Here is a 21464-nt window from a genome sequence, read left to right as displayed (position 1 = left end):
ATCGGGGAGTCGGGGTCGCCACTTGAATCCAAGGACACCGGAATGACGCGCCTCATGCTTGCGGTCTGCATGGTCGTTGCTGCCTGCCTGTTGCCGATGGCGTCGGCCGTCGCACAGGAAGGGGACGATCCCGTCGCACAGCTGCCCTGGCAGCACGGGCCCACCCTCGGGAAGATCGGCGATCGCGCGACGATCAAGGTGCCCGAGGGCTATGCCTTCCTCGACGCGGCCGCGACGCGGCGCTTCAACGAGATCCTCGAGAACCCGCCGACCCAAGTCGATGAGTACGTGCTGGCGCCGGACGATTTTGATTGGATCGCGTTCTTCAGCTTCAGCGACATCGGCTACGTCAACGACGACGAGACCCTGGACCCGGATGACGTCCTGTCCAGCATCCGCACGGGACTCGAACACGGCAACGAGGAGCGTCGCAGTCGCGGCTGGGACACGCTGAAGCTCGTGGGCTGGTCGGCCAAGCCGCAGTACGACCAGCAGATCCGGGCGCTTGCATGGGCGATCCTGCTCGAGAGCGAATCGTCCGGCTCGAAGGTGGTCAACTACAACACGCGGCTGCTCGGTCGCCGCGGCGTGATGGAGGTGACCGTCGCTGCGGATCCGGAAGACCTGCAGCCCGCGATCGCGGACTTCAAGGCGCTGGTGCCGGGCTACACCTATGTCGCAGGCGAAGGCTACGGCGAGTTCCGACCGGGCGATCATGTGGCCGAGATCGGCCTCGCCGCCCTCATCACCGGTGGCGCGGCGGCGGTTGCCTCGAAGAAGGGCTGGCTGGCGGCAATCGGCATCGCCCTGGCCAAGTTCTGGAAGCTGCTGATCGTGGGCGTGCTCGGCGTTGGCGTCGCGATCCGCAAGCTGTTTGGCGGCAAGGACAGCTCGCGCAAGTGAACCTGCTGGAGGCCGAGGTCCTGCTGGCCGTCGCGCTGGTCGCGCTGTACCTGCAGGACTCGGCGCTGCTGCTGCACTTCGACGAGGTGCTGGTGGAAGGCCACGACCGTGGCTGGCGCGTGTCGACGGGCACCGGGCTCGAACTGCGCGGGCGCTTTCTTTCGATTCCGAATCCGCTGCTGCCGATGCGCACGCGGTTGCGGGCAAGCTGGCTGCATACGGGCGTGCTCGCGGCGGAAACTCCTGCCGAACTCGCACGCTACGCACGCATGCTGTGGCCGGTCCGGCTCGGGTGCACGCTGACCGGCGTGGTCCTGCTGGGCGTCATCCCCTGGCTGTTGCTGGGCCCGCGCGATCCGCTGCAGCTGCTGGCCGCATTGGCAGCGACCTGGCTGCTGATCATCGGCATGCTGGCCTATCTCGCGTTACGCCGCGCGACAGTGCAGATCTCGCGACGCCAGCTCGGCGGGCTTGCGATGGAAGCGCTGCTGTGCCCGCCGCACGCGATCAATCTCTATCGCCGGCTGTGCGCGATGCGCGGCTTCCGTGGCGATCCGGTTGCCTTTGCGGCATCACAGCTGCCTGATCGCGAGCGCCAGCGCCTGCAGGCCTCGATCGATGCACGACTGGACCTTTTCGCCTTGGCCGACGACGCTGCTGGCGACCGCGGTGCCGGGCTGGCCAGCGCCCGCGCGCGCGTCGCCGGGCTGCTGCGGTGATGCTCGAGATCCTCGTCGCCGCAAGCGGGCTGGCGCTCGGCTACTGGCTGGTCAGCGCGTTCCTGTCGACGCCGAAGCCCTCGTCCGACGCGGAACCGGGCGACATCCCTGAGTCGGAGGCGCCGTATGTCGTCGACATTGGCGCCCGGCACTGGACGGAGGTGCTCGGGCTGGCCATGGACGCCGACGAGGCGCAGATCACTGCCGCGTACCGGCGTCGCATCGCCGAATACCATCCCGATCGCGTGGCAATGATGGCCGAAGAGATCCGCATGCTGGCCAGCGAACGGACCGCGGAGATCAATGCCGCCTGCGACCAGGCGATGCGGCACCTGCATCAGCGCACACGGTCGGGCGAGCGCGAGTGACATGCGGAAGTTTGGATTGCGGCTGTACAGCAGTTTCATGCCCCGCCACTCCGACTACGGTGCCAGGCGACCAGCGCATTGGCATGGCCATGGCCCAGGCCATGCGCGTTCCTGAGCAGGGCGACCTGCTCCATGTGCTTGAGGCCCCCGGCCTGGTCGAGCAACCCAAGCCAGTGCGCGACCGGCTGCCCGTAGGCCTTCTCGATGGCGGGGAAGTACGAAGCGGGACCGGTGACTTTCGCGGCTGCGCCCATGGGCGGCTCCATTGCGGGTGATGGCATCGGGACGACGGTCGGCGCGCGCGGAATTCGACATGCGCGTCCCGCGTGGCTCGGCAGCGGTTACGATGACACGCCCCGTCGATGCCCCGCCCGTGCCGCACGCCACCGGACCCCTGCTGACCCGAGACGTTGCCGACGCGCTGTGCGCAGCGCGCGATGCTGGCGCAGGCGCATGGACCGGTTCGCTGGACCTGGGGCGCAGCACCACGCAGGCCGCCCTCGCGCCGACGCACTGGCGCTGGCAGGACCGCGACTTCCCCTATCCGGAACGGCTCAAGGACCGCAGCATCCACTACTGGGATGGCGAGGCCTTCGTCGCCGCGTCGCGCTACGGGCGCGCGCTGTACAAGCTGGTGCCCACCGGCTGGGGCGCGCCGACCTTCGAGATCGACGGCATCAAGATGCTGCCGACCGCGAAGGTGTCACCGTTCGAGGACGCACGAGCCAAGGTCGCGCTGATCGACCCGCGCGGGCGCCGCGTGCTCGATACCTGCGGCGGGCTCGGCTATTTCGCGGCCTGCTGCCTGGAGGCCGGCGCGGCGGAGATCGTCTCGTTCGAGAAGAGCGAGGACGTGCTGTGGCTGCGCACGCTCAACCCCTGGTCGCCGGATCCGGGTGCGCCTGCGCACGCTGGACGGCTGCAGTTGCAGCATGGCGACGTGGCGCAGGAGATCGCGCGCCTGGCGGACGCCAGCTTCGACGCGATCCTGCACGATCCGCCCCGCTTCGGCATTGCGGGCGAGCTGTATTCGCAGGTCTTCTACGACCAGCTCACGCGCGTGTTGCGCAAGGGCGGCAAGCTGTTCCACTACACCGGCAGCCCGAACAAGCTCACCAGCGGGCGCGACGTCCCGCGCGAGGTCTCCAGGCGGCTGGAAAAGGCCGGCTTCCACACCCGGCTGGCGCTCGACGGGGTGCTGGCGCAGCGGCGGTGAGTCACGCAAACTTTTGGCGTTGGATTACTGTTGTCCGGAATGGGCCCGTGCCACGGGGACCAGGGAGCGAATGATGCGGCTGGCCGATTACATAGAACGCAACTCGGAAGCCATCGTCGATGAGGCCGAGGCCTTTGCCGGCTCCCAGCTCACGGGCCGGGTCACGCTCGACAGCGCAACCTTGCGCGACCATATCCCGCAGATCCTCGAGATCATCGTGGCCGACCTGCGGAGCAGCCAGACCGCGCAGGAAGAGCGCGAGAAGGCCGAAGGCCTCAGCGACACGTCGGAGTCTTCGCCCAAGTCACCCGCCCAGTGGCATGGGCAGCTGCGGGCGAGGTCGGGCTTCAGCATCGAGCACCTGATGGCCGAATACCGCGTGCTGCGCGCGGCCGTGCTGCGCCTGTGGAGTTCACGCGAGGGAGTGAGTGCGGAAGCGTTCGAGGACATGCAGCGATTCAACCAGGCGATCGACCAGGCCATCGCCGAATCGGTGGCCCACTACGCCGCGGAAGTGGAAACCTGGCGCAACATCTTCCTCGGTGTCCTTGGCCATGACCTGCGCGGGCCGGTGACGACCATCCTGCTGGCCTCCGGCCTGCTGACGAAGGCGACCGAGAACCCGTCCACGACCCGCCTCGCCTCGCTGCTGGCCATGAGTGGCGAGCGGCTGGCCCGGCTGCTGGACGATCTGTTGGATTTCAGCCACACCACGCTCGGCTCCGGCGTCCGCATCAGCCGCGCGGACACCGATGTTGCCGCAGAGCTTCGCGACGAGATCGAGATGCTGCGTCTGGCATGGCCCGAGGCCAGCATCGACTTCCAGGCGCCCGACAGCGCGCGCGCCTGCGTCGACGCATCGCGCGTCCGCGAATCCCTCGCCAACCTCGTGAACAACGCAATCAAGCACGGCACGGCGCCCGGCAGCGTTTCGGTTGTGCTGGCGCAGGAAGGAGACAACACGCTGCTGACCGTGGAAAACCACGGCGCTGCGATTCCGCCCGCCCTGCTGGCCACGATGTTCGATCCACTGCGGCGGGGCGCCTCGGCAGACATCCCCGGCGACCATTCCGGCCTGGGGCTGGGCCTGTTTGTCGTCAGCGAGGTGGTCAAGGCGCACGGCGGCGAAGTCACCGTGCGTTCCATCAGCGACAGCACCAGCTTCACCATGCGGTTGCCGTCGGCACCGACGGCAGAGGTCGCAACCTAGCCAGGCCTGTTTCGGCAACTGGCATGGACGCATGCACCAACTGCGTGGCCAAGCCCGGCTGCGTGAGTCCAGAAGCCGGCGCCGCATCGTCCGTACTGCTCCCCACGCACGCCGTCGACTGCGGCGCGGCAGCTGCCTGTCCATCGCCCTGATTCAGCACCGTCGCGTTGCGCCCTTTCGCCTTGGCTTCGTAAAGGGCCTTGTCCGCCTGCTGCAGCGCTTCGGCTGGGCGATGCACACCATCGACGGCGCGTTTGGCGCCTGATGCTGTCGGCGAAGACTGTGGGCTGGCGGCAACGTCTCCCCAGTTTTGAGTAGCAGGCAATCTAGCGGCCAATTTCCCCAGAGCAAGGAAATTGGCCCTGGCACCTTTTCGACCCAGACACCCTTGCCGCATGGTCAGACGCTGGCCCATGGAGCCCGTATCCCAATGGCTGGATCGGCTGCGATCATTGCCACCGGCAGTGCTCAACCAGATGGTCGCGCCGGCTTGAGAACGTGGGGATACCTTAGAACCTGACCCCGTTCTCGGCGTGATGCGAACGGGGCAGGTAGCCGCCCCCGTCAGGCACGTTCGCACGGTCGCCGGCCGCGCGTACCGGGAGCGGGAGCGCCGGCCGTCTGCGGCTCCGGATCGGGCGTATAGTCGCCCTGCAATTCCGATCCGTAGATCTTGCCGGCCGGCGCCGCGGCTCCTCATTGATCACGAGACTCCCATGCCGCACGCATTGCGTTGCAGGAAATCGGTGCTGCTGCTGGCCGTGCTGGGCGGGTTGCCGGCCACCGCCGCGGCGGTCGAGCCGCTGGACACCTTCAATATCACCATCGGCGGCTATGTCTCGCGCTTCGACACAGAAGTGCGCGCCGACGGCGACCTGCTGGACGGCACGAGCATCGACCTGGGCCGCGATCTGGGCATGGACAAGGACAACACGATCGCCTTCGCCGGCCTGTCGTGGCGTCCTTTCGACCGCCACGAAATCGGCCTGTCGTACTACACCACCGACGCCGAGGCCAGTCACCGGCTCGATCGCGACATCGTGTTCGACGACACGGTGTACCAGGCCTCAGCCACGATCCGCGGAAACTACGAAGTGGACCGCCTCGAGGCGTATTACACCTGGTGGGGCATGTCGAGCGAGAACTGGGCACTGGGACCTCGCCTGGGCCTGACCTGGTACCGGATGGAGCTGGGCGTGGCACTGGAACTGGGCGCGGACGGGCAGCCGGTCGGCAGCAACTCGTTCGAGGAAACCGTGCGCGCGGACCTGCCGGCACCGACGCTGGGCGCCAGTTGGCGCTGGACGCCGGCCGAGGACTGGCGCATCTCCGCCGATGCCGGCTGGTTCTCCACCGAGATCAACGGCATCGACGGCGACGTGACCTATGTGCGGCTGGGTGCCGAATGGCACCCCTGGGAGCGCGTGGGCGTGATGCTGGACTACACCCTGAGCAACATCGATGCGCATGCCGACCGGGACTCCTTCAGCGGCCGCCTGGACTTCCGCAACAGCGGCATCCGCGTGGGCGTGATGTACCGGTATTGAGTGGCCGCGCGCGCGCCTCGAGCGCGCCTCGGTCACAGCGGAAACGGTCGAGGCCCTCCCTGCGGCCTGTTAGCATGGCGCGCGGTTCGCGGGCCCCCATTCCCGGCGACGGAACGGCGAAGCGCGGGGGGTTCACCCCCGTGCACATGGACAGGGCTGGCCAGGGGATCGGCCGGGGCCTGCTCAAGGACGCGGTGCTACGGCACTGCAGGCCTGCGAGCAGGTCGGCGCCCGGGCGCTGCTCTGCCATGCGATCGATGACCCGGCAAAAGCGTTCTACCTCAAGCACGGATTCATCGCGTCACCCATCCATGACATGACGGTGATGCTCCGCTCAGGTAACGACCGCGCGCGCCGTCATCTTCCCGTTCTTCGCCAGCGTGTCGATCGCCGCGTGGGTGGAAATTGTCCCTGACACCCTTGCCGCAGATGAACCAAAAATCCCTGGCGCTGTGGCGGATGGGCCACATCGAGGAAGCTGTCGACGAACTGCGCCGCGCGAGCCGGTTGGGTGAGAACGGTCAGGCCAACGTCAGCCAGGCACTCAACCTCGGCAGCCTGGAATGCGACCGTGGCCGCGCCGAAGCGGCACTCGCCGCGGCGGCTGTGGCCGGAGAGGACGGCATGAGCGGATACGGCCGGGCGGTGCGTGCCGGCATCCGCCACTGCGCCGCGCTCCAGCTCGGCGACCATGCCGCAGCCGCGGCCGCATTGGAGGAGTTGTCCACGCTTGTCGAGGACGCCCCGATCCGCTACCTGGAAAGCCTGCTCTGGGCCGGGCAGCAGGACACTGCGTCGACGCTGATGCGCGACCTGCTCGCATCGGACGAGAAGCGCTCGCAGGCGCTGGAGTGGGCCCAGGACTGCCGACTGCCGGAACCGTTGCCGGTCCAGGTCCGCGAGCGCGCGTCGAAGCAGGCCTTCCTCGCCCGCGCCGATATCCTCGAGGCCATCAATGCAGTGGGCCGCATCGAGAGTTACGATCTCTACTGCCACATCAATGGATGAGGTTGCCGCACTGTTGCCCTGAGGAAATGCACCTGACCCTGCTTTCCGTGCAGAACACGAGGGCTCGCCTGCCCCCAATGGCCCATTCTCTGGCTACTGTGCAGGCGTCGCCGGCAGTGGCCTGCGCAGCAGGTAGTAGTCGACAAGGCGATTGGCGGCAGGCGGATCCATGTTCGCCAATCCCACTACCACGAAGCCTTGCGCCGGATAGATGCGGAGGTCGCCGTTCATGCCCGGCGCGCCACCGCCGTGACCGAACATGCGCACGCCGTCCTGTTCTCGCGACATGAATCCGTACCCGTACCACGGGGTCTGGTTGCGCGTGGCTTCGGCCAGCAGTGCCGGCGACAGCAACTTGCCCGCAAGCAGGGCGCGCGCGAACTTCAGCAGATCGCCGGCCGTGCTGTAGCCGCCGCCAGCGGCCGTGCCACGATACGGCAAGGTGTCGGCCGCATCGGTCCAGGCGCCGTCCTTGCGCATGTAGGCGGTCGCGCGGCCCGGCACGGCCACGTCCTCGGGCAATGACCCGCTGCCCTGCATGCCGGCGGGCGCGAACACGTGCGTGTCGATGTAGTCGTAGTACGACTGTCCGCTGGCCTGCTCGATGATCGCGCCGAGCAACAGGAAGCCATAGTTCGAATAGCGCTGCTCCGCACCGGGCGGATGCGTCGGTGCGCGCGCACCGAACAGGCGCACATAGTCGTCGTGCGTCCGGAGCGACAGGCGTTGCGCGTCGAACTCGGGCCCGAAGAAATCCCCGGTCCCGCCCGAGTGCGTCAGCAACTGCCGGATCGTCACCTTCGCGATCTCCGCGTTCGGATAGTCGGGCAGGTACTCGCCCACCGTGCCGTCCAGCGACAACTTTCCGACCTGCACCAGTTGCAGCGTGGCGACGGCGGTGAACATCTTGTTCATCGAGCCGATGCGGAACTTCGTGTCCAGCGTGATCGATGCGTTCGCGGGGGCGCCGGCCCGGCTCCAGGCACGGTGCAGCAGGACGTCATCGCCATTGGCGATCAGCAGTGCACCGGAGAACGCGTTCTTCGCCGCCTGTGCATCGGCCTTCGCCACGAGAGCATCGATGGCACCGGACGCCGTCATGCGTGCCACGCGCAGGTCCTCGGGCGGATCGATCGTGCGGATCTCGAGTCGTGCCGGCTCGCCCGGCGCCACCGCCATCTCCATGCGCGCGACCGTGTCGGATTCCATCTCCTGCAGCAACGCGCGGGCCTCGCCCGGTTCCGACGGCTCGTGGCGCACCAGCCGGAACCCACCCGTCTCGGCGTGGAACTCCAGCATCCGGTCCACGTCCATCTCCGGATTCCAACGGTCGCGATAGGCGTCCAGCGGCCCGCGTTCGCCGGTGTTGAACGCCGCCAGCCAGGCATCCAGCGCCAGCCGTGCGGGATCAACGGCCGATTCGGATGGCGGCGCGGCATTAGCCGTCGGCGCAGGGGGCGATTGCGCCAGCAGAGTCAGCGGCAGGCAACAGGCGATGAGCAGGGCGAAGGCACGGGGCATGGCGGCAGCTCTGGAGGAGTCAGTGGAAGCGGATGCGGCTGAGGCTTCGTCGGTTGCAGTCGACGTCACCGGTACCCGGACCCGGCGAAGTCGCAGTGCATCCAGCGCGGTCACCACCGTATCCGGCGGGAACCGGCAATGGCCTTCGCGCGCACGGTGGCGGGCGCGCAGGCCGCGAGCAACGCAACGGTGGCGAGTGCCAGCAGCGTCGAGCGGGGGCAACAGATCATCGCGTTCTCCTTTCGATTCCCGCCGTCCCTTTGTCGCCGTCAAGACCGGGCCGGCTCTTCGAGCGTGTGCGCAATCGCATCCCCGGCAAGCCGGGCCACGGCCGTGAAACGCTGCGCACTGACGCCCTGTCGCGCCTTCGCAGAGAGTCCCGCCATCGTCGTCGGTCAAGCGATCGGCCTGCCCGGGATGGCGGCGCGCGACAAACTGGCGGATCGCATCCTCGGCCGCCATGTAATGCGAGCCTGCGGCGCAGCGGGCATCGGCACAGCCAAGGCCCTCCAGCACCATGCAGCCCCTGGCATCGGGATCCGCGGCGTAACGTCGCGCGGCGTCCAGCAGGACCGCGAGCGCCTGATCGAGGTCAAGACGACAGCCTTCGGTGAACTGACGCCGTTCTTCGTCTCGCGCGGTGAACTGGCGCGCTCGACCACCGATGCGGAGCGCTACCAGCTCTATCGCGTGTTCGATTTCCGCGAGCGTCCTCGCGTATTCAACCTGCCGGGCGCCATTCCGACTTGGTGTCGGCTGGATCCTACGAACTACCTCGCGCACTTGAATGCTGACAAGTCAGTCCGGCCTCTCCTGATCCGGGACCAGATGCCGGCGAACACGACGAAATCCTGAGGTCCCGGCAGCTTGCCTCCTCGATGGCCGATCGCGCCTCGACGACAGGATCACGCCAGTTCACCGCCTGAATCGCGCCAAACTTTTGCATATCGCGCCAGAGTTTGGTTAAATCGCGCCACATTTGGCGCGATTCCCGGGAGTCAGAAATGGCGCGAAATCCTTCCGTCAACAGGACCAGCCTGCTCGAAGCAATTGCCGCCAGGTCGGACGGCATGGGCATGGAGGCATTGCAGGCTGCATTTCCCCTGGTGCCGCGCCGGAACCTTCAGCGGCACGTCGCTGCACTGGTGGACCAAGGGCAACTGCGAGCCGAAGGAAACGCGCGGGCGCGCAAGTACTACGCCAGTTCGACGGATCGGCCGCTACGGGAAGCAGAGGCTCACGATCACGGCATCCCCCTCAGCAGTGGGGCCGTGCAGGTTCGCGACCATGTTCGTCAGCCTTTGACACGGCGCACCCCCGTTGGCTACCGCCCGGAACTCCTGGAGCGCTACCAGCCCAACGAAACGGCTTACCTGTCGCCAGCCTTGCGTGCACACCTGCACAAGCTCGGCCGCCCTGCCGTGGAAGGTCGGCCGGCAGGCACCTATGCCCGCCAGGTACTCGACCGTTTGCTGATCGATCTGTCCTGGGCCTCCAGCCGCCTGGAGGGCAATACCTACAGCCGGCTCGACACCCAGAACCTGATCCAGTTCGGCGTGGCCGCCGCAGGCAAGAATCAGCTGGAGGCGCAGATGATCCTCAACCACAAGGCCGCCATCGAAATGCTGGTGGACCAAGCCGCGGAGATCGACTTCAACCGCTATACGCTGCAGAACCTGCATGCCTTGCTGGCGGACAACCTGCTGCCCGATCCGGGCGCCGGTGGTCGCCTGCGGCAAATCGAAGTGGCGATCTCGGGATCTGTCTACCTGCCGCTGGCAATCCCACAGTTGATCTCCGAACACTTCGACACACTGCTTGCCAAGGCGAGTGCGATCGAAGATCCATTCGAGCAGGCATTCTTCGCGATGGTGCAGCTTCCGTACCTGCAGCCGTTCGATGACGTCAACAAGCGCACATCGCGCCTGGCTGCGAACATCCCGCTGATCCGCCACAACCTGGCGCCGCTGTCCTTCGTCGATGTGCCGGAAGCGCTCTACGTGGAGGGCACGCTAGGCGTCTACGAGCTCAATCGCGTGGACCTGCTGCGCGACGTTTTTGCATGGGCGTACGAACGCTCGTGCCAGCGCTATACGATCCTCCGCGATTCCTTGCCGACGCCGGACCCGCTGAGACTGAAGCATCGAGATCTGTTGCAGTTGCTGGTGGCGGACATCATCGATGCCGACATTGCACGCAGCGACATCGCAGGAATCCGCGAGCGTGTGGGAACATTGGCCGACCCGGACGATATCGATGACGTCGTCGCGCTGGTCGTCAACGAGTTGAACCAGTTGCATGAAGGCAACATCGCGCGCTATCGGGTCAGGCCATCCCGATTCCGAGAATGGCTGGCCTCACAGTGAGACCCGCAGTAGCAGAAGGGGCCAATGGCCGCGCCTTCTGCTTTTCCCTCATTCGCCCTCGGCGCCCTCTGCAGCGAGCGGGAGAAGGGACAGCGGGACGTGTCGCTCCGCTTCCGCCCGCCAGGCGGTAGTCGCCAGTCAAGTAGTCCATTCGGCCCCGCTTGCAGACGATGTCCATAGCACCTTTTCCGCGCCTTTTCCACGGGAAGTAAACCTGGCCCCGTTACGCTGCCCCGTTACGCTCCAAAGGCACGCCTTACGCCGGCGGTGGCCTCAGTGCGGGCCTCCGCGACCTCGGCCGGCTCGGGCTATTGATGCTCAACGAGGGCGTCATCAACGGCAAGCGGCTGTTCCCCGCAGAAACCGTGCGTCAGATCCGCGCAGGCGGCGACCCGGCCAAGTTCGGAACCAACTATCCCGCGCTGACAGGCGGCAGTTACACCAGCCAGTGGTGGGTGTACCCGGGCGATCACGAAGTCATCGCAGCCAGGGGTGTTCACGGGCAAACGATCTATGTGGATTTCACGGCACAGATGGTGATCGTGCGCTTCGCATCCTTCCCCAAGGCACAGAACCCCCTGATCGATCCCACTTCGATTCCAGCGTTCCAGGCGATAGCCGAGCATCTTGTGTCAAAGTGACTCAGGGCAGTTGGCCAGACTTTGGCCTGGTATCGCTAGCAGGTCTCACTGAGCGCGAAGGTCTGGCAGGGATGCCGGCTGCTCGTGCGTCCGCCTTCCACTGCTGTTCTGGCCATCTCCCGGCGTTGAGATGGCCCCACCCATTTTTTGACAGCGCTTCCTTCAACAGGTCAGCGCTGAGCTGGGTGTCGGCGTACATCTTCTTCAGCCGCCGGCCCTCCTCCTCCAGCTCCTTCATCCGGGCCACCATGGACACCTCCATGCCGCCGAACTTGCTGCGCCACTTGTAGAACGTCGCCGAGCTGATGCCTGTTCCCGGCGCAGCTCCGGCACGGGCGTACCGGCCTCGGCCTGCTTGAGTACGGCGATGATCTGGCTGTCGGTGAAGCGGGACTTCTTCATGGAACCTCCTCGGGAAAGGGTAGGAGAAAATTCCACTTCTGGGGCCAGCTAACCTGTGGGGGGGGATTACCCCCCTTGACACGTGCCTACTTGGGCAGTAAGTAACGATTGGGGAAAGTCACGGACGACCGGGGGACAAAGATATGAACACGACTCGAGGTAGGCCCTCTGCGCTTCCTCGCGCCCGCCAGTTGATTGGCGATTGATCACTCTCCATGCAGAGCAATGCGCCGCGACATCTTGCCGTAGCGTTCTTTGGCATGCGCACAACTTCGAACATGGTCGACGCCGAGTCCCGAGCTTGTGACCTTGTTCGATGACAGCAGCATTCGGTTCACCGGAAAGACTGTCGCCTAGTTCTTTGATCGCCAAGGGTTCAAAAGCAGCTCTTGCCTGTTGCCCGATCTGTTTTACGAACTGTAGGACTGGTCCGTCGCCTGACCGCGACCCATCGCGCTGGGCCCTCAGTACAAGCCGTATATTCAACAACTACAGGGATTGTTCTCATGCAGATCACGATTGGTAGCGGTCTACCTAAGGCGGCGACCACCGCCCTTGCATCACTGGTGCTCCTCTCCCCCACCGCCAGCTGGGCTCAATCACCAACGGATCTAGGCCGAGTATCGGTTACTGGTCCACGTACTCTCGATCCAGTCGTGGTGAGGGGAGAGCGCCCTCCGACTAGCGAGGACGTCCATGGGAACTTCACATATCGCCCATCTATGGGTGTTCCCCAAAACGGGCCAACATATCCATCCAATTACGCACAGTATCCCACCGCCAACACAGATGCCTTAGGCTCCGGTGAGAACTGTAACGAGAGTACAGGTAACCCAGTCAGAGTTTCGACCGGAAACAAGATTGAAGCGGTCGAACTATTTGAAACACCCGAAGAGATGGGGCTTTATGGACGATTGGCTTGGAATGGAAAATCTCTCCAGCGCGGCATATTCGGCCAAAACCTTGTCAGCAGTTTCGATAAGAAACTATTCTTCGAGTTCACGAACGGAACAAGATGTGCGGCCGAACCAGGAAGCACTTGCCAGAGCGCCGGCAAGACCCTAAAACGGGTCATTGCATTTCGGCCTGACGGCGCCGCGTGGGTAGTATTCCCAGCCGCCGGAATAGGCGTTTTGGAAGGGAGCTTTAGCGGCGGATGGACGCTAAAAACTAATGAATCCGTAGAAAAATACTCCGTGAACGGGTTTGTTACGGAGGAGACAAATCCACAGGGTATCCGCTGGGTGTATGCGTACGACGGCACCGGCACGTATTTACAGCGTGTCACCCATAGCAACGGCCGAACAGTTCAATTTGCTTGGTCCACGGGTCGTCTCTCGACGATGACTGACCCCGCAGGCAATGTCTATCGAGCGGCGGAATCTTCGACCGGTCTTAATTTGACCTATCCGGAAACCCCCGCGACCGTGGTGACATACCACTTTTCGCCCAAGGGCGTTGGGGGTCGCGTCCTGGATGGCTTATCGTACAACGGCGTAAGATACTCGACGTTTACGTATAACGGAGTAGGTGACACCTTGAGCGGGGAACACGCGGGTGGAGTGGATAAGCACACATACGTGTATACCAAGATCGACACCGGCACTTCGCTAAGTATTTCTAAGGTTGTTGAGACCAATCCGTTAGGAAAGCTAACTACTTACACCGTCAACTCCGGCATGGTTACCAAGGTGGAGGGGCATGCCAGCACACATTGTGGCGCAACGTTGAGCTCGCAAAGCTTTGTTGACCCTGCCCGCCAGGCATTGCAGACCGTTGATAATGGTGGAATGCGCTCCAATATCAGCTTTAACAGTGCCCGTAAGGTGCTAAGCGTTACTGAAGGCATTGGGACTTCGATGCTTCGCGTAACGTCGAATACTTGGAGTGGCGCTCGTCTAATGAAGGAAACGCTGCCGAATCAGTGGGAGCGCTCGTATACGTACACAGCCAATGGACGAATCGAGTCAGCGTCCGTCAAGAACCTAAGCGCCAACGGCGCCGCAAACCAGACTAGAACTACGACCTACACTTACACGCTCCACTCAAATGGATTGGTTAAGACGATGGTTGTGGACGGTCCGATCGACCGACTCACATACACTTATACAGTGAAGGGTGAACTGCAGGGAGTAAGCAATCGACTGGGCCATACCGTTGCCTATCAAAGTTTTAACGGGCTTGGGCAGCCAGGTCGTGTGATCGGAGCCAACGGCGAAATTTCCGACTACTCTTACGACGCTCGTGGGCGGACTACGCGGGTGCGTACATACCCGAACGGAACTGCTGCTGCGGACACAACTTACGTCTACGCGACCTCCGGGCTGCTGGACTCCGTTACACGTCCAGATGGCATACAGACCAAGTATATCTACGACAATGCGCGCCGCCTCATGGGTGAGTATGAAGTCGATGTCTCAGGCCAATACATCTATCGACTGCTTTCTCGGGACCTTGCTTCCAACATCACGCAGGAGCGCGTTGGTGTGTCGTCGACACCCCCGACTCTCGGGACCACGAGTGGTGTGACGCGTAGATCGTACTTTGACTACGACGAGCTTGGTCGAATAAGAGCTGTCAGAGGCAACAATGGCCAGAACCTCAGGTACTCCTATACGCCGAACGGAAAGGTTAAAACAATCACCGACGCGTTGAACAAGGTCACAGAGCATACCTACGACATCTATGATCGGCCGATTGAGATCAAGGACCCTATGGGTGGCGTTACGAGGTATGCGTATGACTCAGCTGATCATTTGGTGAGTGTGACTGATCCACGGGGCAGAACTACTAGCTTTATCAAGGACGGCCTGGGACAAGCGTGGAGCCAGGTCAGCCCTGACACAGGAACGACCTCAAACGTCTACGTCGCCAGCGGACTGCTGACCGAAACCACTCGAAACGACGGCAGTAGGGTCTCCTACACGTACGATGGTACCGGCCGAAGGAAGACGGCAGTTGCAGGCGCACAGACTTTGACGTGGGTGTATGACACCTGCACAAATGGCAAGGGAAAGCTCTGCCAAGTCTTGGATCCGTCAGGAAGTGTCAGCTACACCTACGGACCATCTGGTCAGCTTGCCAGTCAGGCAAGCGCCCTGCCGGCAGGAGGTTCTGCTGCGTATGCCTATACGTACGATACCATCGGCCGACTCACAGGAATGGGCTATCCGGGCAGTGTCGGTGTGGGTTACGGCTACACCGCCGGCAAGCTGGCGGCGGTGACGGTCACCATCGATGGAGTCGCTCGCAATGTGGCAACGAACGTGAAGTATCACCCCCACGGGCCAACGAATGGCTGGGATTGGGGTAATGGTCTGGTGCACAGCGCAGCCTACGACCTGGACGGCCGCGCCACGGAACTGAACACCAAGAATGGAAGCGGCTTCCTGCATCGCTTGACCTACGAGTACACGCTCAGAGACGAGATCGGCAAGATCACCAATCACACGAACACAGCGCTCACCCAGGCTTACTCTTTCGATGCGCTGTCACGGCTGACAACAGTGACAGCGAGCGGAGCGAACCAAGGTTTCACCTGGGATCCTAATAACAACAGAACTACCCACACCTGGGCCGGTGCTACCGACACATACACAACGGCGTCAACCAACAATCGGCTCACTGCCATTACGGGCTCGCGTGCGGCAAGCTACACGTATGATCTGAACGGCAATACACGGACCGGCGAGGGCGCTACTTTCACCTACACCCCGTTCGGCCGACTGACGACGGCGACGAAGTCGGGCACGACCACGACATATTCAGTTAACGGACTCGGTCAGCGGGTCTACAAGAAAGTCGGTACAGGGGGAAACCACTTTTTCACGTATGGTCCAACCGGGCAGATGCTAGGCGAGCACCAAGGCGGATGGTCTCACTACATCTGGCTTGGTGGCACTCCGATAGCACGTGTCAGAGGCTCAACACTACTTATGATTCATGCTGACCACCTAGGAAGGCCGGAGGTCGTAACGAACAGCGCGAAAGCTGTTGTCTGGAGGGCAAGTAATTTTGCGTTCGATCGAACTGTGACCTTAGATAGCATCGGAGGTCTGAACCTGGGATTCCCAGGGCAGTTCTACGACGGCGAGACAGGGCTCTGGTACAACTATCACAGAACATACAACCCGCGGACGGGAAGGTATCTAGAGAGCGATCCGATCGGGATTGACGGCGGTCTAAATACGTATGCCTATGTCGGGGGGAATCCGATATCACGTATTGATCCGTTTGGATTGACGCAACAAGATATTGATTGCCTTTATTCACACGCCAAAGCGACAGAGACGGACCTTAAATTTCCAAATCGTGATCCGGTAGTCAAAGATCTTGGGGGCGCTTCCGGCATGTATAACGCCTTCACGAGAACGCTGTATCTCGACAGCCAGTATTTGGAGCCACTCACGCACGCACAGAGAGTTGACTTGTACGACACGATTGTCCATGAAGTCTTGCACCGTACGTGGGGCGTGACGTCCGGTCGCGGAGACAGGCACTCTGGGCGGCATTCCGAGGTCTGGAAAGAGGCCGAGCGACGCACTTCCAATCAAGCTTCTTCTATTAAGGACGGTCCCTGTGGATGCAACAAGTAAACGCATCAGAACTGCCATGCTTGCATTTGCACCTGCACTGTTCGCGGTGTCGTGCGCAGCGGCGGGTCAGACAACGTTCTTGGCTGTCAAAGATGTTTCAACGGACGCAGACAGTTGCTTGGATGTCGATAGCCGACAGCTCCAGTTTGCTTGCCATCGACTTCGCCCCGGTGAGATGACCGCGATTGCCATTCGTGAGTTCACTCCATCACGAAAGGTGGATGGCAGCAGGTTCTCAAAGATCACGATCGTGCTACCGAAAGACGTGAGCTCTGGTGACGTTTTCAGCCTTCCGGGTGATACCGCAAGCGTGTTCTACAGCAACGGTTCCAGCGCGTTCGCGGGCAAGAAAGGCTGTTATGGAGCTGCCATCACGGGGAGCATTGAGGTCCTGTCAGTAGAGGTGGATGCCATGGAAGCCTCGCTAGACGTGGTCGTCGAGATGAAAAGCCCGCTGGATTGGCCTGGAGAGTGTGAACCTGTGCGAATACAGAGAACTCTGCGAGCCAATTGGACGCAATACGATTCGCTCGGCGCATGGGAAGGAAAACCAAGTGTTGGCGATACGCCTTTCGAGGAAGCGCACCCGTTCAACGATTGAACGCCTATGGTTATATTTGGGCCGGTTCACCCTGGCCCCTCGCGGCGCCAAGACGCACCACGCCGCGCACGCGATCTACGTTGAGGACGAAGACAAGGCCGATCAGATGGCCGCGCCGGGCCCCTACAAGATCCGTGCAGTGCGCAAACAAGGACAGGCGCCGAGCCTCTTGGGGTTGGCGATCGCGTCGGGAAAGCCGCGGAGAAGGTCGGGTCGTGACTCGCACCATCAAACCGCATGACTCTTCACCCCGGGGTACCCCCCCCACAGGTTAGCTGACCCCAGAAGTGGAATTTTCTCGTACCCTTTCCCGAGGAGGTTCCATGAAGAAGTCCCGTTTCACCGATAGCCAGATCATTGCCGTGCTCAAGCAGACCGAGGCCGGTACGCCCGTGCCGGAGCTGTGCCGGGAACACGGCATCAGCTCGGCGACGTTCTACAAGTGGCGCAGCAAGTTCGGCGGCATGGAGGTGTCCATGGTGGCCCGGATGAAGGAGCTGGAGGAGGAGAACCGGCGGCTGAAGAAGATGTACGCCGACGCCCAGCTCAGCGCCGACTTGCTGAAGGAAGCCCTGCTACAACCGCACTGTGCGCTACGGCTGGCTGGCCCGCACCCTGTTCGAAACCATTGAGCAGGTGCAGGACAAGGCCACACGCTGGCTATGGACTGACAACCATGAGCGCCCGAACATGGCGCTCGGCGGCATTACACCGATGCAGGCTCTCAACAGGCGAACGGCTGGTCAATTGACCCTTGCCGCATAGCTCCACTTTTGGCGACTGCTAAAAATGGGGGAGTTACCTCCGCGGCCCCGCAGCATGTAATATCGCCACCAAGGACGAAGCCCAACGCAGACATGGAGTCCGCCATGAGCGCTGCATACTCTTCCAAGAGTGCATTCCTGTACCGCCAGATACGGCGGGCACTGCAGGCCGGGCGTTACATGCCCGGACAGCGGATCGATCCGACGACCATCGCCGCCGAGTTCAACACCAGCCCCACACCCGTGCGCTACGCGCTTTACCGCCTGGTCGGTGAAGACCTGATCGCCGACCACGGGCGCGACGGGCTGCACGTACCGCTGCCCACCGAAGTTTCGCTGCACGAACTTTACGATTGGATGCAGCGGCTGCTGCTGATGGCATGCGAGGTCGGCTTCCCGCAGCGGACGCACGAGGACGTTCGGGACGTGGATATCGCGCCCGGCGACGACGTGGTGAAACGCACCTGGCACCTGTTCGACGCGGTCGCCTGCGCGACTGGGCACGGCCCGCTGCATAGGACCGTCCGGCGCGTCAACGACTGCCTCGCGCCGGTCCGTCGCCACAAGCAAACCTTGCTGTCGAACGCGTTCGAAGAGCTGTCAGAGCTGATCCGGCACTGGCAGCATCGCGACATCGACGCCCTGCGGCCGGCGCTGACCAGGTATCACGAACGGCGCAAGCAGCTGGTGCCCTGCATCGTTGCATTGTTGAACCGCAAGTCACAGGAACTGCAACGAAGCTGACGCATCGGGCTGCGCATCACGCCCGCATTGACCGCTTCGGGGGTACAGATGCATCCGTGCGCCATCGCATCGATGAGCTGCGTCACAGTTATCCTTAATTATCAGGTGATCAAGCAATAATCATTTGAGAATCAAGAACTCCGGTCTCTACGCTGCACCGGCCATGGGATGGCCATGGCGCAATCGCAGGAGATCGACATGAACAAGACGAACAACACGAACGCACCAAAGGATGCGCCGGAAGGCGTGATTGACCTCGGCGTGGCCAGCGTCGAGACGCACGGACCTCGTCCCGGCTTCGAACCCGTCGGGAGCAATACGCCCGTCGGCATCTCCGAAGAGTGAGCAGTTGGAGCGCACCCCGAGGGGTGCGCTCTTTTCTTGTGGGGGGTTCAAGATGCCGCTCCAACCGCACCAAGATTTGTCGTTCTGTGATGTCGACGGACGTCTCATCTTCTTGGACATCGGCAAGGATCGCTACTTCCGGCTCCAGCCTGAACTGGAACAGGCATTCATCGCGAGCCTGAGTCAGCGTCAGTGCTCAAGAGCCGAGATGGAACGGCTGATCAAGGCCGGCCTTCTTGTCATCACTCCAGCCATCAGCAGCCACGCCTCATCCCTGGCGATCTCGCCACCAACGCAAAGTGTGTTGGAAATGCACGCTCCCCCGGCACCAAGGTCGTTATTTGTGAACCTGGAGGTGCCAGCGATCGTGCTGTGGACAAAACTGCAGCTGAAGATGATTGGCCTGAAGCAGACGTTACAAACGCTCGCAGCAAATCGGCAACCCGAGCCGCCCATGTCCGCCGGGTCGATAGACGATCAGGCGCTAGAGGTGTTCGATGCGGCCCGCATATTTCGCAGAGCGAGAAAGTACGTACCACTGGAAACGCGCTGTCTTCTCGACTCGATCGCGCTGGTGAAGTTCCTCGCGGTGCGAGGCCTGCATGCCGACATCGTCTTCGGCGTGACCACCGATCCCTTCGCGGCACACTGCTGGGCCCAGTTCAGCCAAACGCTCTTGAACGACACGATCGGGAATGTGTCGACTTACACGCCGATTCTGGTGATCTGATGGATCTCCACTACCTGGCACTGATCGATGGGGCCGGGTGCTACAGCAGCGCGGCGTGGTCGATCTCCGAAGAACGGCTCGCTGCGATGGAGATGCGGGCAGTCGCGGCGCCCAGGCGCGTCCGGCTCTACGTGAGCAGGCAGATGCCCGTCATCGAATTACCGGACGGTGGCACGCTCATCGGGCACGTGTTTGCGCGGGACGGAACTCTGGTCACGGACAACAACAGGTGGTCCGCCATGACCATGGACTTCGAGATCCGGCGAGACGTCATCGACAACCTGTGGGGACATTACCTGCTCCTTCAGCCCGATGCCAAGGCAGATGGTGGGCTCAGCGTCATGCGCAGCCCTTCTCCCTCGGGCGACCTGCCGTGCTTCTACGCGCTCAATGATGGCGCAGGCTTCATCACTTCAGATATCTCGTTCCCGACCCAGCTTGGTCTCTACTCCGAGCAGGTCGACTGGACATTCATCGAGCTTTGCCTCGCCTATCCGCACGAGAAGATGGCACGTACCGGCCTTTCCGGAGTCCGCGAGCTCCTGCCCGGCTCCAGAATCGTCGTTGGGAAGCATGTCGCGGTGGAAACCGCATGGTCGCCATGGAAGTTTGTCGATGCAGCTCAACGGCATTCCCGTGCGGCCGAGGCGGCCGCAGATGTCCGCGGCGCTGTGTGCGTCTCGGTCCGGTCACTGGCCAGCATGGAGGAGGCCATTCTCCTGGAGGTCTCTGGGGGGCTGGACTCCTCTATCGTCGGAGTCTGCCTGCGGGGCTCAGCTGCGCGCGTTTCTTGCTGCACGCTTGTCACCCCCGTGCGTGGCGCAGACGAACGATCCTATGCCGTGCAGATCGCCCAAGCGCTTGGTAGCGAGCTGACAGCCGAGCACCTGCAGTTCGAGGACGTGCGATTTCAGTTCGATCCGCCTTCCCACTTGCTGACACCCAGGCTCGGGGCGCTGCAGAACGCCATAGCAGACCGGGTGGCGGCGGTATGCGACCGCAGTGAAATTGCAGCGTGCTTCTCGGGTGGCGGCGGCGACGCCGTCTTCGACAACTTCAGTACCGCTGCGCCCGCTGTCGACGCATTCAGGGAACTTGGCATGGGCGCGGGGATTGCCGCAGTGCACGATCTTGCCGCGCTGCACGGGTGCACCTTCTGGAAGGCGGGCCGCCTGGCCCTATCAAAGATGCGCCGAGCACCAGCACCGCCCCTCAAGGAGGACCTCTCTTTCCTCGGCCCGGCGTTCAGCGCCCCGACCATCGAGCCCCACCCCTGGCTCGACGCGCCCGCAGACGCATTGCCAGGCGACCGGGAGAGAATATTTGGCCTTGCCACCAATCAACTATTCAGGGAATCCGTGCCACGCGGAGCTGGACGCCGTCTGCGGATGCCTTTGCTGAGCCAGCCGGTGGTAGAGGCCTGTCTCAAGGTACCCAGTTGGATGTGGATCGCCGGTGGATGCAACCGGGCCATCGCCCGGTCGGCGTTTCAAGACCTCCTGCCCGCTGATGTCCTGAACCGGCGAAGCAAAGGCACTTTTATCGCCTATCTGGGAGGCGTCTACCGCAGAAGCAAGGACCAGATGCGCGACTACCTGCTGTCTGGTGAACTGCAGGCGCGCGGCCTGCTGGATGGCGACGCCCTGGTCCGGTTCTTCGCGACACCCCCGCTTCCACGCGACGATTCTTTCACCAGAATTTTCGAACTGTGCATGATCGAAAACTGGATCCGCCATCGCTCTGCTTCGAGCCCGCGCGCAATCCTTCCAATATCCTAGCCTCCC

20 protein-coding genes and 2 pseudogenes are annotated in these 21464 nt (G+C 62.9%); 19 read left to right on the top strand and 3 right to left on the bottom strand.

The features are described from left to right. Nucleotides 1-42 precede the first annotated feature (42 nt). From ACW5EG_RS01075 to ACW5EG_RS01065, 3 genes are read left to right on the top strand one after another with little or no spacing between them, the layout of a single operon-like run. Complete coding sequence (locus ACW5EG_RS01075; protein ID WP_457016760.1) at nucleotides 43-903, top strand: DUF2167 domain-containing protein; 861 nt, start codon at nucleotides 43-45, stop codon at nucleotides 901-903. Beyond that, complete coding sequence (locus tag ACW5EG_RS01070; RefSeq protein ID WP_457020622.1) at nucleotides 900-1622, top strand: hypothetical protein; 723 nt, start codon at nucleotides 900-902, stop codon at nucleotides 1620-1622. The genes ACW5EG_RS01075 and ACW5EG_RS01070 overlap by 4 nt, the downstream gene beginning before the upstream one ends. Then, on the top strand, nucleotides 1622-1990 hold the full coding sequence (locus ACW5EG_RS01065) for a J domain-containing protein (RefSeq protein ID WP_457020621.1): 369 nt from the start codon (nucleotides 1622-1624) through the stop codon (nucleotides 1988-1990). The genes ACW5EG_RS01070 and ACW5EG_RS01065 overlap by 1 nt, the downstream gene beginning before the upstream one ends. Before the next feature lie 35 nt (nucleotides 1991-2025). Here ACW5EG_RS01065 and ACW5EG_RS01060 read toward each other — a convergent pair whose 3' ends face one another. Further along, entirely contained in the window at nucleotides 2026-2244 is a 219-nt protein-coding gene (locus ACW5EG_RS01060) for a DUF4287 domain-containing protein (RefSeq protein WP_457020620.1), read from the bottom strand. A gap of 92 nt (nucleotides 2245-2336) precedes the next feature. On the opposite strand from ACW5EG_RS01060, the gene ACW5EG_RS01055 reads away from it, so the two are divergent. The 5 genes from ACW5EG_RS01055 to ACW5EG_RS01035 all read left to right on the top strand — a co-directional run bounded on the left by ACW5EG_RS01055 (nucleotide 2337) and on the right by ACW5EG_RS01035 (nucleotide 6971). After that, a complete protein-coding gene (locus tag ACW5EG_RS01055) occupies nucleotides 2337-3206 on the top strand; it encodes a class I SAM-dependent methyltransferase (RefSeq protein WP_457020619.1) in 870 nt (289 codons plus the stop codon). A 73-nt stretch (nucleotides 3207-3279) separates the two neighbouring features. Further along, on the top strand, nucleotides 3280-4416 hold the full coding sequence (locus ACW5EG_RS01050; protein WP_457020618.1) for an ATP-binding protein: 1137 nt from the start codon (nucleotides 3280-3282) through the stop codon (nucleotides 4414-4416). Nucleotides 4417-4447: 31 nt separating this feature from the next. Beyond that, nucleotides 4448-4681: a hypothetical protein gene (locus ACW5EG_RS01045; RefSeq protein WP_457016751.1), complete on the top strand. Its 234-nt coding sequence runs from the start codon at nucleotides 4448-4450 to the stop codon at nucleotides 4679-4681. Between the two features lie 451 nt (nucleotides 4682-5132). Then, nucleotides 5133-5963, top strand: a complete 831-nt coding sequence (locus ACW5EG_RS01040; RefSeq protein WP_457020617.1) for a hypothetical protein — start codon at nucleotides 5133-5135, stop codon at nucleotides 5961-5963. Between the two features lie 420 nt (nucleotides 5964-6383). Beyond that, nucleotides 6384-6971 (top strand): hypothetical protein, encoded by a 588-nt coding sequence (locus ACW5EG_RS01035; RefSeq protein ID WP_457020616.1) that lies wholly within the window; start codon nucleotides 6384-6386, stop codon nucleotides 6969-6971. 93 nt (nucleotides 6972-7064) lie between these two features. On the opposite strand, the gene ACW5EG_RS01030 is transcribed toward ACW5EG_RS01035, so the two are convergent. Beyond that, complete coding sequence (locus tag ACW5EG_RS01030) at nucleotides 7065-8492, bottom strand: serine hydrolase domain-containing protein (RefSeq protein WP_457020615.1); 1428 nt, start codon at nucleotides 8490-8492, stop codon at nucleotides 7065-7067. A gap of 138 nt (nucleotides 8493-8630) precedes the next feature. On the opposite strand from ACW5EG_RS01030, the gene ACW5EG_RS01025 reads away from it, so the two are divergent. The 3 genes from ACW5EG_RS01025 (at nucleotide 8631) to ACW5EG_RS01015 (ending at nucleotide 11499) form a co-directional block, all read left to right on the top strand. After that, on the top strand, nucleotides 8631-9347 hold the full coding sequence (locus ACW5EG_RS01025) for a DUF3883 domain-containing protein (RefSeq protein WP_457020614.1): 717 nt from the start codon (nucleotides 8631-8633) through the stop codon (nucleotides 9345-9347). Between the two features lie 149 nt (nucleotides 9348-9496). Further along, nucleotides 9497-10858, top strand: coding sequence for a Fic family protein (locus tag ACW5EG_RS01020; protein WP_457020613.1), 1362 nt, complete (start codon nucleotides 9497-9499; stop codon nucleotides 10856-10858). A gap of 314 nt (nucleotides 10859-11172) precedes the next feature. Then, complete coding sequence (locus ACW5EG_RS01015; protein WP_457016740.1) at nucleotides 11173-11499, top strand: hypothetical protein; 327 nt, start codon at nucleotides 11173-11175, stop codon at nucleotides 11497-11499. 38 nt (nucleotides 11500-11537) lie between these two features. Here the strand turns inward: ACW5EG_RS01015 and ACW5EG_RS01010 are convergent. After that, nucleotides 11538-11901: pseudogene (locus ACW5EG_RS01010) on the bottom strand (transposase); the annotation flags it as partial. 722 nt (nucleotides 11902-12623) lie between these two features. On the opposite strand from ACW5EG_RS01010, the gene ACW5EG_RS01005 reads away from it, so the two are divergent. The 8 genes and pseudogenes from ACW5EG_RS01005 to ACW5EG_RS00970 all read left to right on the top strand — a co-directional run bounded on the left by ACW5EG_RS01005 (nucleotide 12624) and on the right by ACW5EG_RS00970 (nucleotide 21458). Continuing rightward, complete coding sequence (locus ACW5EG_RS01005) at nucleotides 12624-16496, top strand: RHS repeat-associated core domain-containing protein (RefSeq protein WP_457016738.1); 3873 nt, start codon at nucleotides 12624-12626, stop codon at nucleotides 16494-16496. 16 nt (nucleotides 16497-16512) lie between these two features. Then, entirely contained in the window at nucleotides 16513-17097 is a 585-nt protein-coding gene (locus tag ACW5EG_RS01000) for a hypothetical protein (RefSeq protein WP_457016736.1), read from the top strand. 323 nt (nucleotides 17098-17420) lie between these two features. Next, nucleotides 17421-17672, top strand: a pseudogene (locus ACW5EG_RS00995) (transposase); the annotation flags it as partial. A 13-nt stretch (nucleotides 17673-17685) separates the two neighbouring features. Continuing rightward, nucleotides 17686-17862 carry an integrase core domain-containing protein gene (locus tag ACW5EG_RS00990; protein ID WP_457016734.1) on the top strand — a complete coding sequence of 59 codons (177 nt, stop codon included), beginning with the start codon at nucleotides 17686-17688 and terminating at the stop codon, nucleotides 17860-17862. Between the two features lie 92 nt (nucleotides 17863-17954). Further along, nucleotides 17955-18605, top strand: a complete 651-nt coding sequence (locus ACW5EG_RS00985; protein ID WP_457016732.1) for a GntR family transcriptional regulator — start codon at nucleotides 17955-17957, stop codon at nucleotides 18603-18605. Nucleotides 18606-18803: 198 nt separating this feature from the next. After that, nucleotides 18804-18950 carry a benenodin family lasso peptide gene (locus tag ACW5EG_RS00980; RefSeq protein WP_457016730.1) on the top strand — a complete coding sequence of 49 codons (147 nt, stop codon included), beginning with the start codon at nucleotides 18804-18806 and terminating at the stop codon, nucleotides 18948-18950. 112 nt (nucleotides 18951-19062) lie between these two features. Continuing rightward, complete coding sequence (locus ACW5EG_RS00975) at nucleotides 19063-19680, top strand: lasso peptide biosynthesis B2 protein (RefSeq protein ID WP_457020612.1); 618 nt, start codon at nucleotides 19063-19065, stop codon at nucleotides 19678-19680. Continuing rightward, nucleotides 19680-21458: an asparagine synthase-related protein gene (locus ACW5EG_RS00970; RefSeq protein ID WP_457020611.1), complete on the top strand. Its 1779-nt coding sequence runs from the start codon at nucleotides 19680-19682 to the stop codon at nucleotides 21456-21458. The genes ACW5EG_RS00975 and ACW5EG_RS00970 overlap by 1 nt, the downstream gene beginning before the upstream one ends. The last annotated feature ends 6 nt before the right edge of the window (nucleotides 21459-21464 follow it).

The sequence above is a fragment of the Luteimonas sp. A611 genome (genome assembly GCF_054072715.1).
This window is presented reverse-complemented; position numbering and strand designations above follow the sequence as displayed.

What these genes read in the sequence shown, in the direction of transcription:
- ACW5EG_RS01065 (WP_457020621.1), top strand. Translation starts at nt 1,622, where the DNA reads ATGCTCGAGATCCTCGTCGCCGCAAGCGGGCTGGCGCTCGGCTACTGG.
- ACW5EG_RS01000 (WP_457016736.1), top strand. Translation starts at nt 16,513, where the DNA reads ATGCTTGCATTTGCACCTGCACTGTTCGCGGTGTCGTGCGCAGCGGCG.
- ACW5EG_RS01055 (WP_457020619.1), top strand. Translation starts at nt 2,337, where the DNA reads ATGACACGCCCCGTCGATGCCCCGCCCGTGCCGCACGCCACCGGACCC.
- ACW5EG_RS00980 (WP_457016730.1), top strand. Translation starts at nt 18,804, where the DNA reads ATGAACAAGACGAACAACACGAACGCACCAAAGGATGCGCCGGAAGGC.
- ACW5EG_RS01040 (WP_457020617.1), top strand. Translation starts at nt 5,133, where the DNA reads ATGCCGCACGCATTGCGTTGCAGGAAATCGGTGCTGCTGCTGGCCGTG.
- ACW5EG_RS01020 (WP_457020613.1), top strand. Translation starts at nt 9,497, where the DNA reads ATGGCGCGAAATCCTTCCGTCAACAGGACCAGCCTGCTCGAAGCAATT.
- ACW5EG_RS01060 (WP_457020620.1), bottom strand. Translation starts at nt 2,244, where the DNA reads ATGGGCGCAGCCGCGAAAGTCACCGGTCCCGCTTCGTACTTCCCCGCC.
- ACW5EG_RS01025 (WP_457020614.1), top strand. Translation starts at nt 8,631, where the DNA reads ATGGCCTTCGCGCGCACGGTGGCGGGCGCGCAGGCCGCGAGCAACGCA.
- ACW5EG_RS01015 (WP_457016740.1), top strand. Translation starts at nt 11,173, where the DNA reads ATGCTCAACGAGGGCGTCATCAACGGCAAGCGGCTGTTCCCCGCAGAA.
- ACW5EG_RS01050 (WP_457020618.1), top strand. Translation starts at nt 3,280, where the DNA reads ATGCGGCTGGCCGATTACATAGAACGCAACTCGGAAGCCATCGTCGAT.
- ACW5EG_RS01045 (WP_457016751.1), top strand. Translation starts at nt 4,448, where the DNA reads ATGCACCAACTGCGTGGCCAAGCCCGGCTGCGTGAGTCCAGAAGCCGG.
- ACW5EG_RS01075 (WP_457016760.1), top strand. Translation starts at nt 43, where the DNA reads ATGACGCGCCTCATGCTTGCGGTCTGCATGGTCGTTGCTGCCTGCCTG.
- ACW5EG_RS01005 (WP_457016738.1), top strand. Translation starts at nt 12,624, where the DNA reads ATGGGTGTTCCCCAAAACGGGCCAACATATCCATCCAATTACGCACAG.
- ACW5EG_RS00985 (WP_457016732.1), top strand. Translation starts at nt 17,955, where the DNA reads ATGGAGTCCGCCATGAGCGCTGCATACTCTTCCAAGAGTGCATTCCTG.
- ACW5EG_RS00970 (WP_457020611.1), top strand. Translation starts at nt 19,680, where the DNA reads ATGGATCTCCACTACCTGGCACTGATCGATGGGGCCGGGTGCTACAGC.
- ACW5EG_RS01030 (WP_457020615.1), bottom strand. Translation starts at nt 8,492, where the DNA reads ATGCCCCGTGCCTTCGCCCTGCTCATCGCCTGTTGCCTGCCGCTGACT.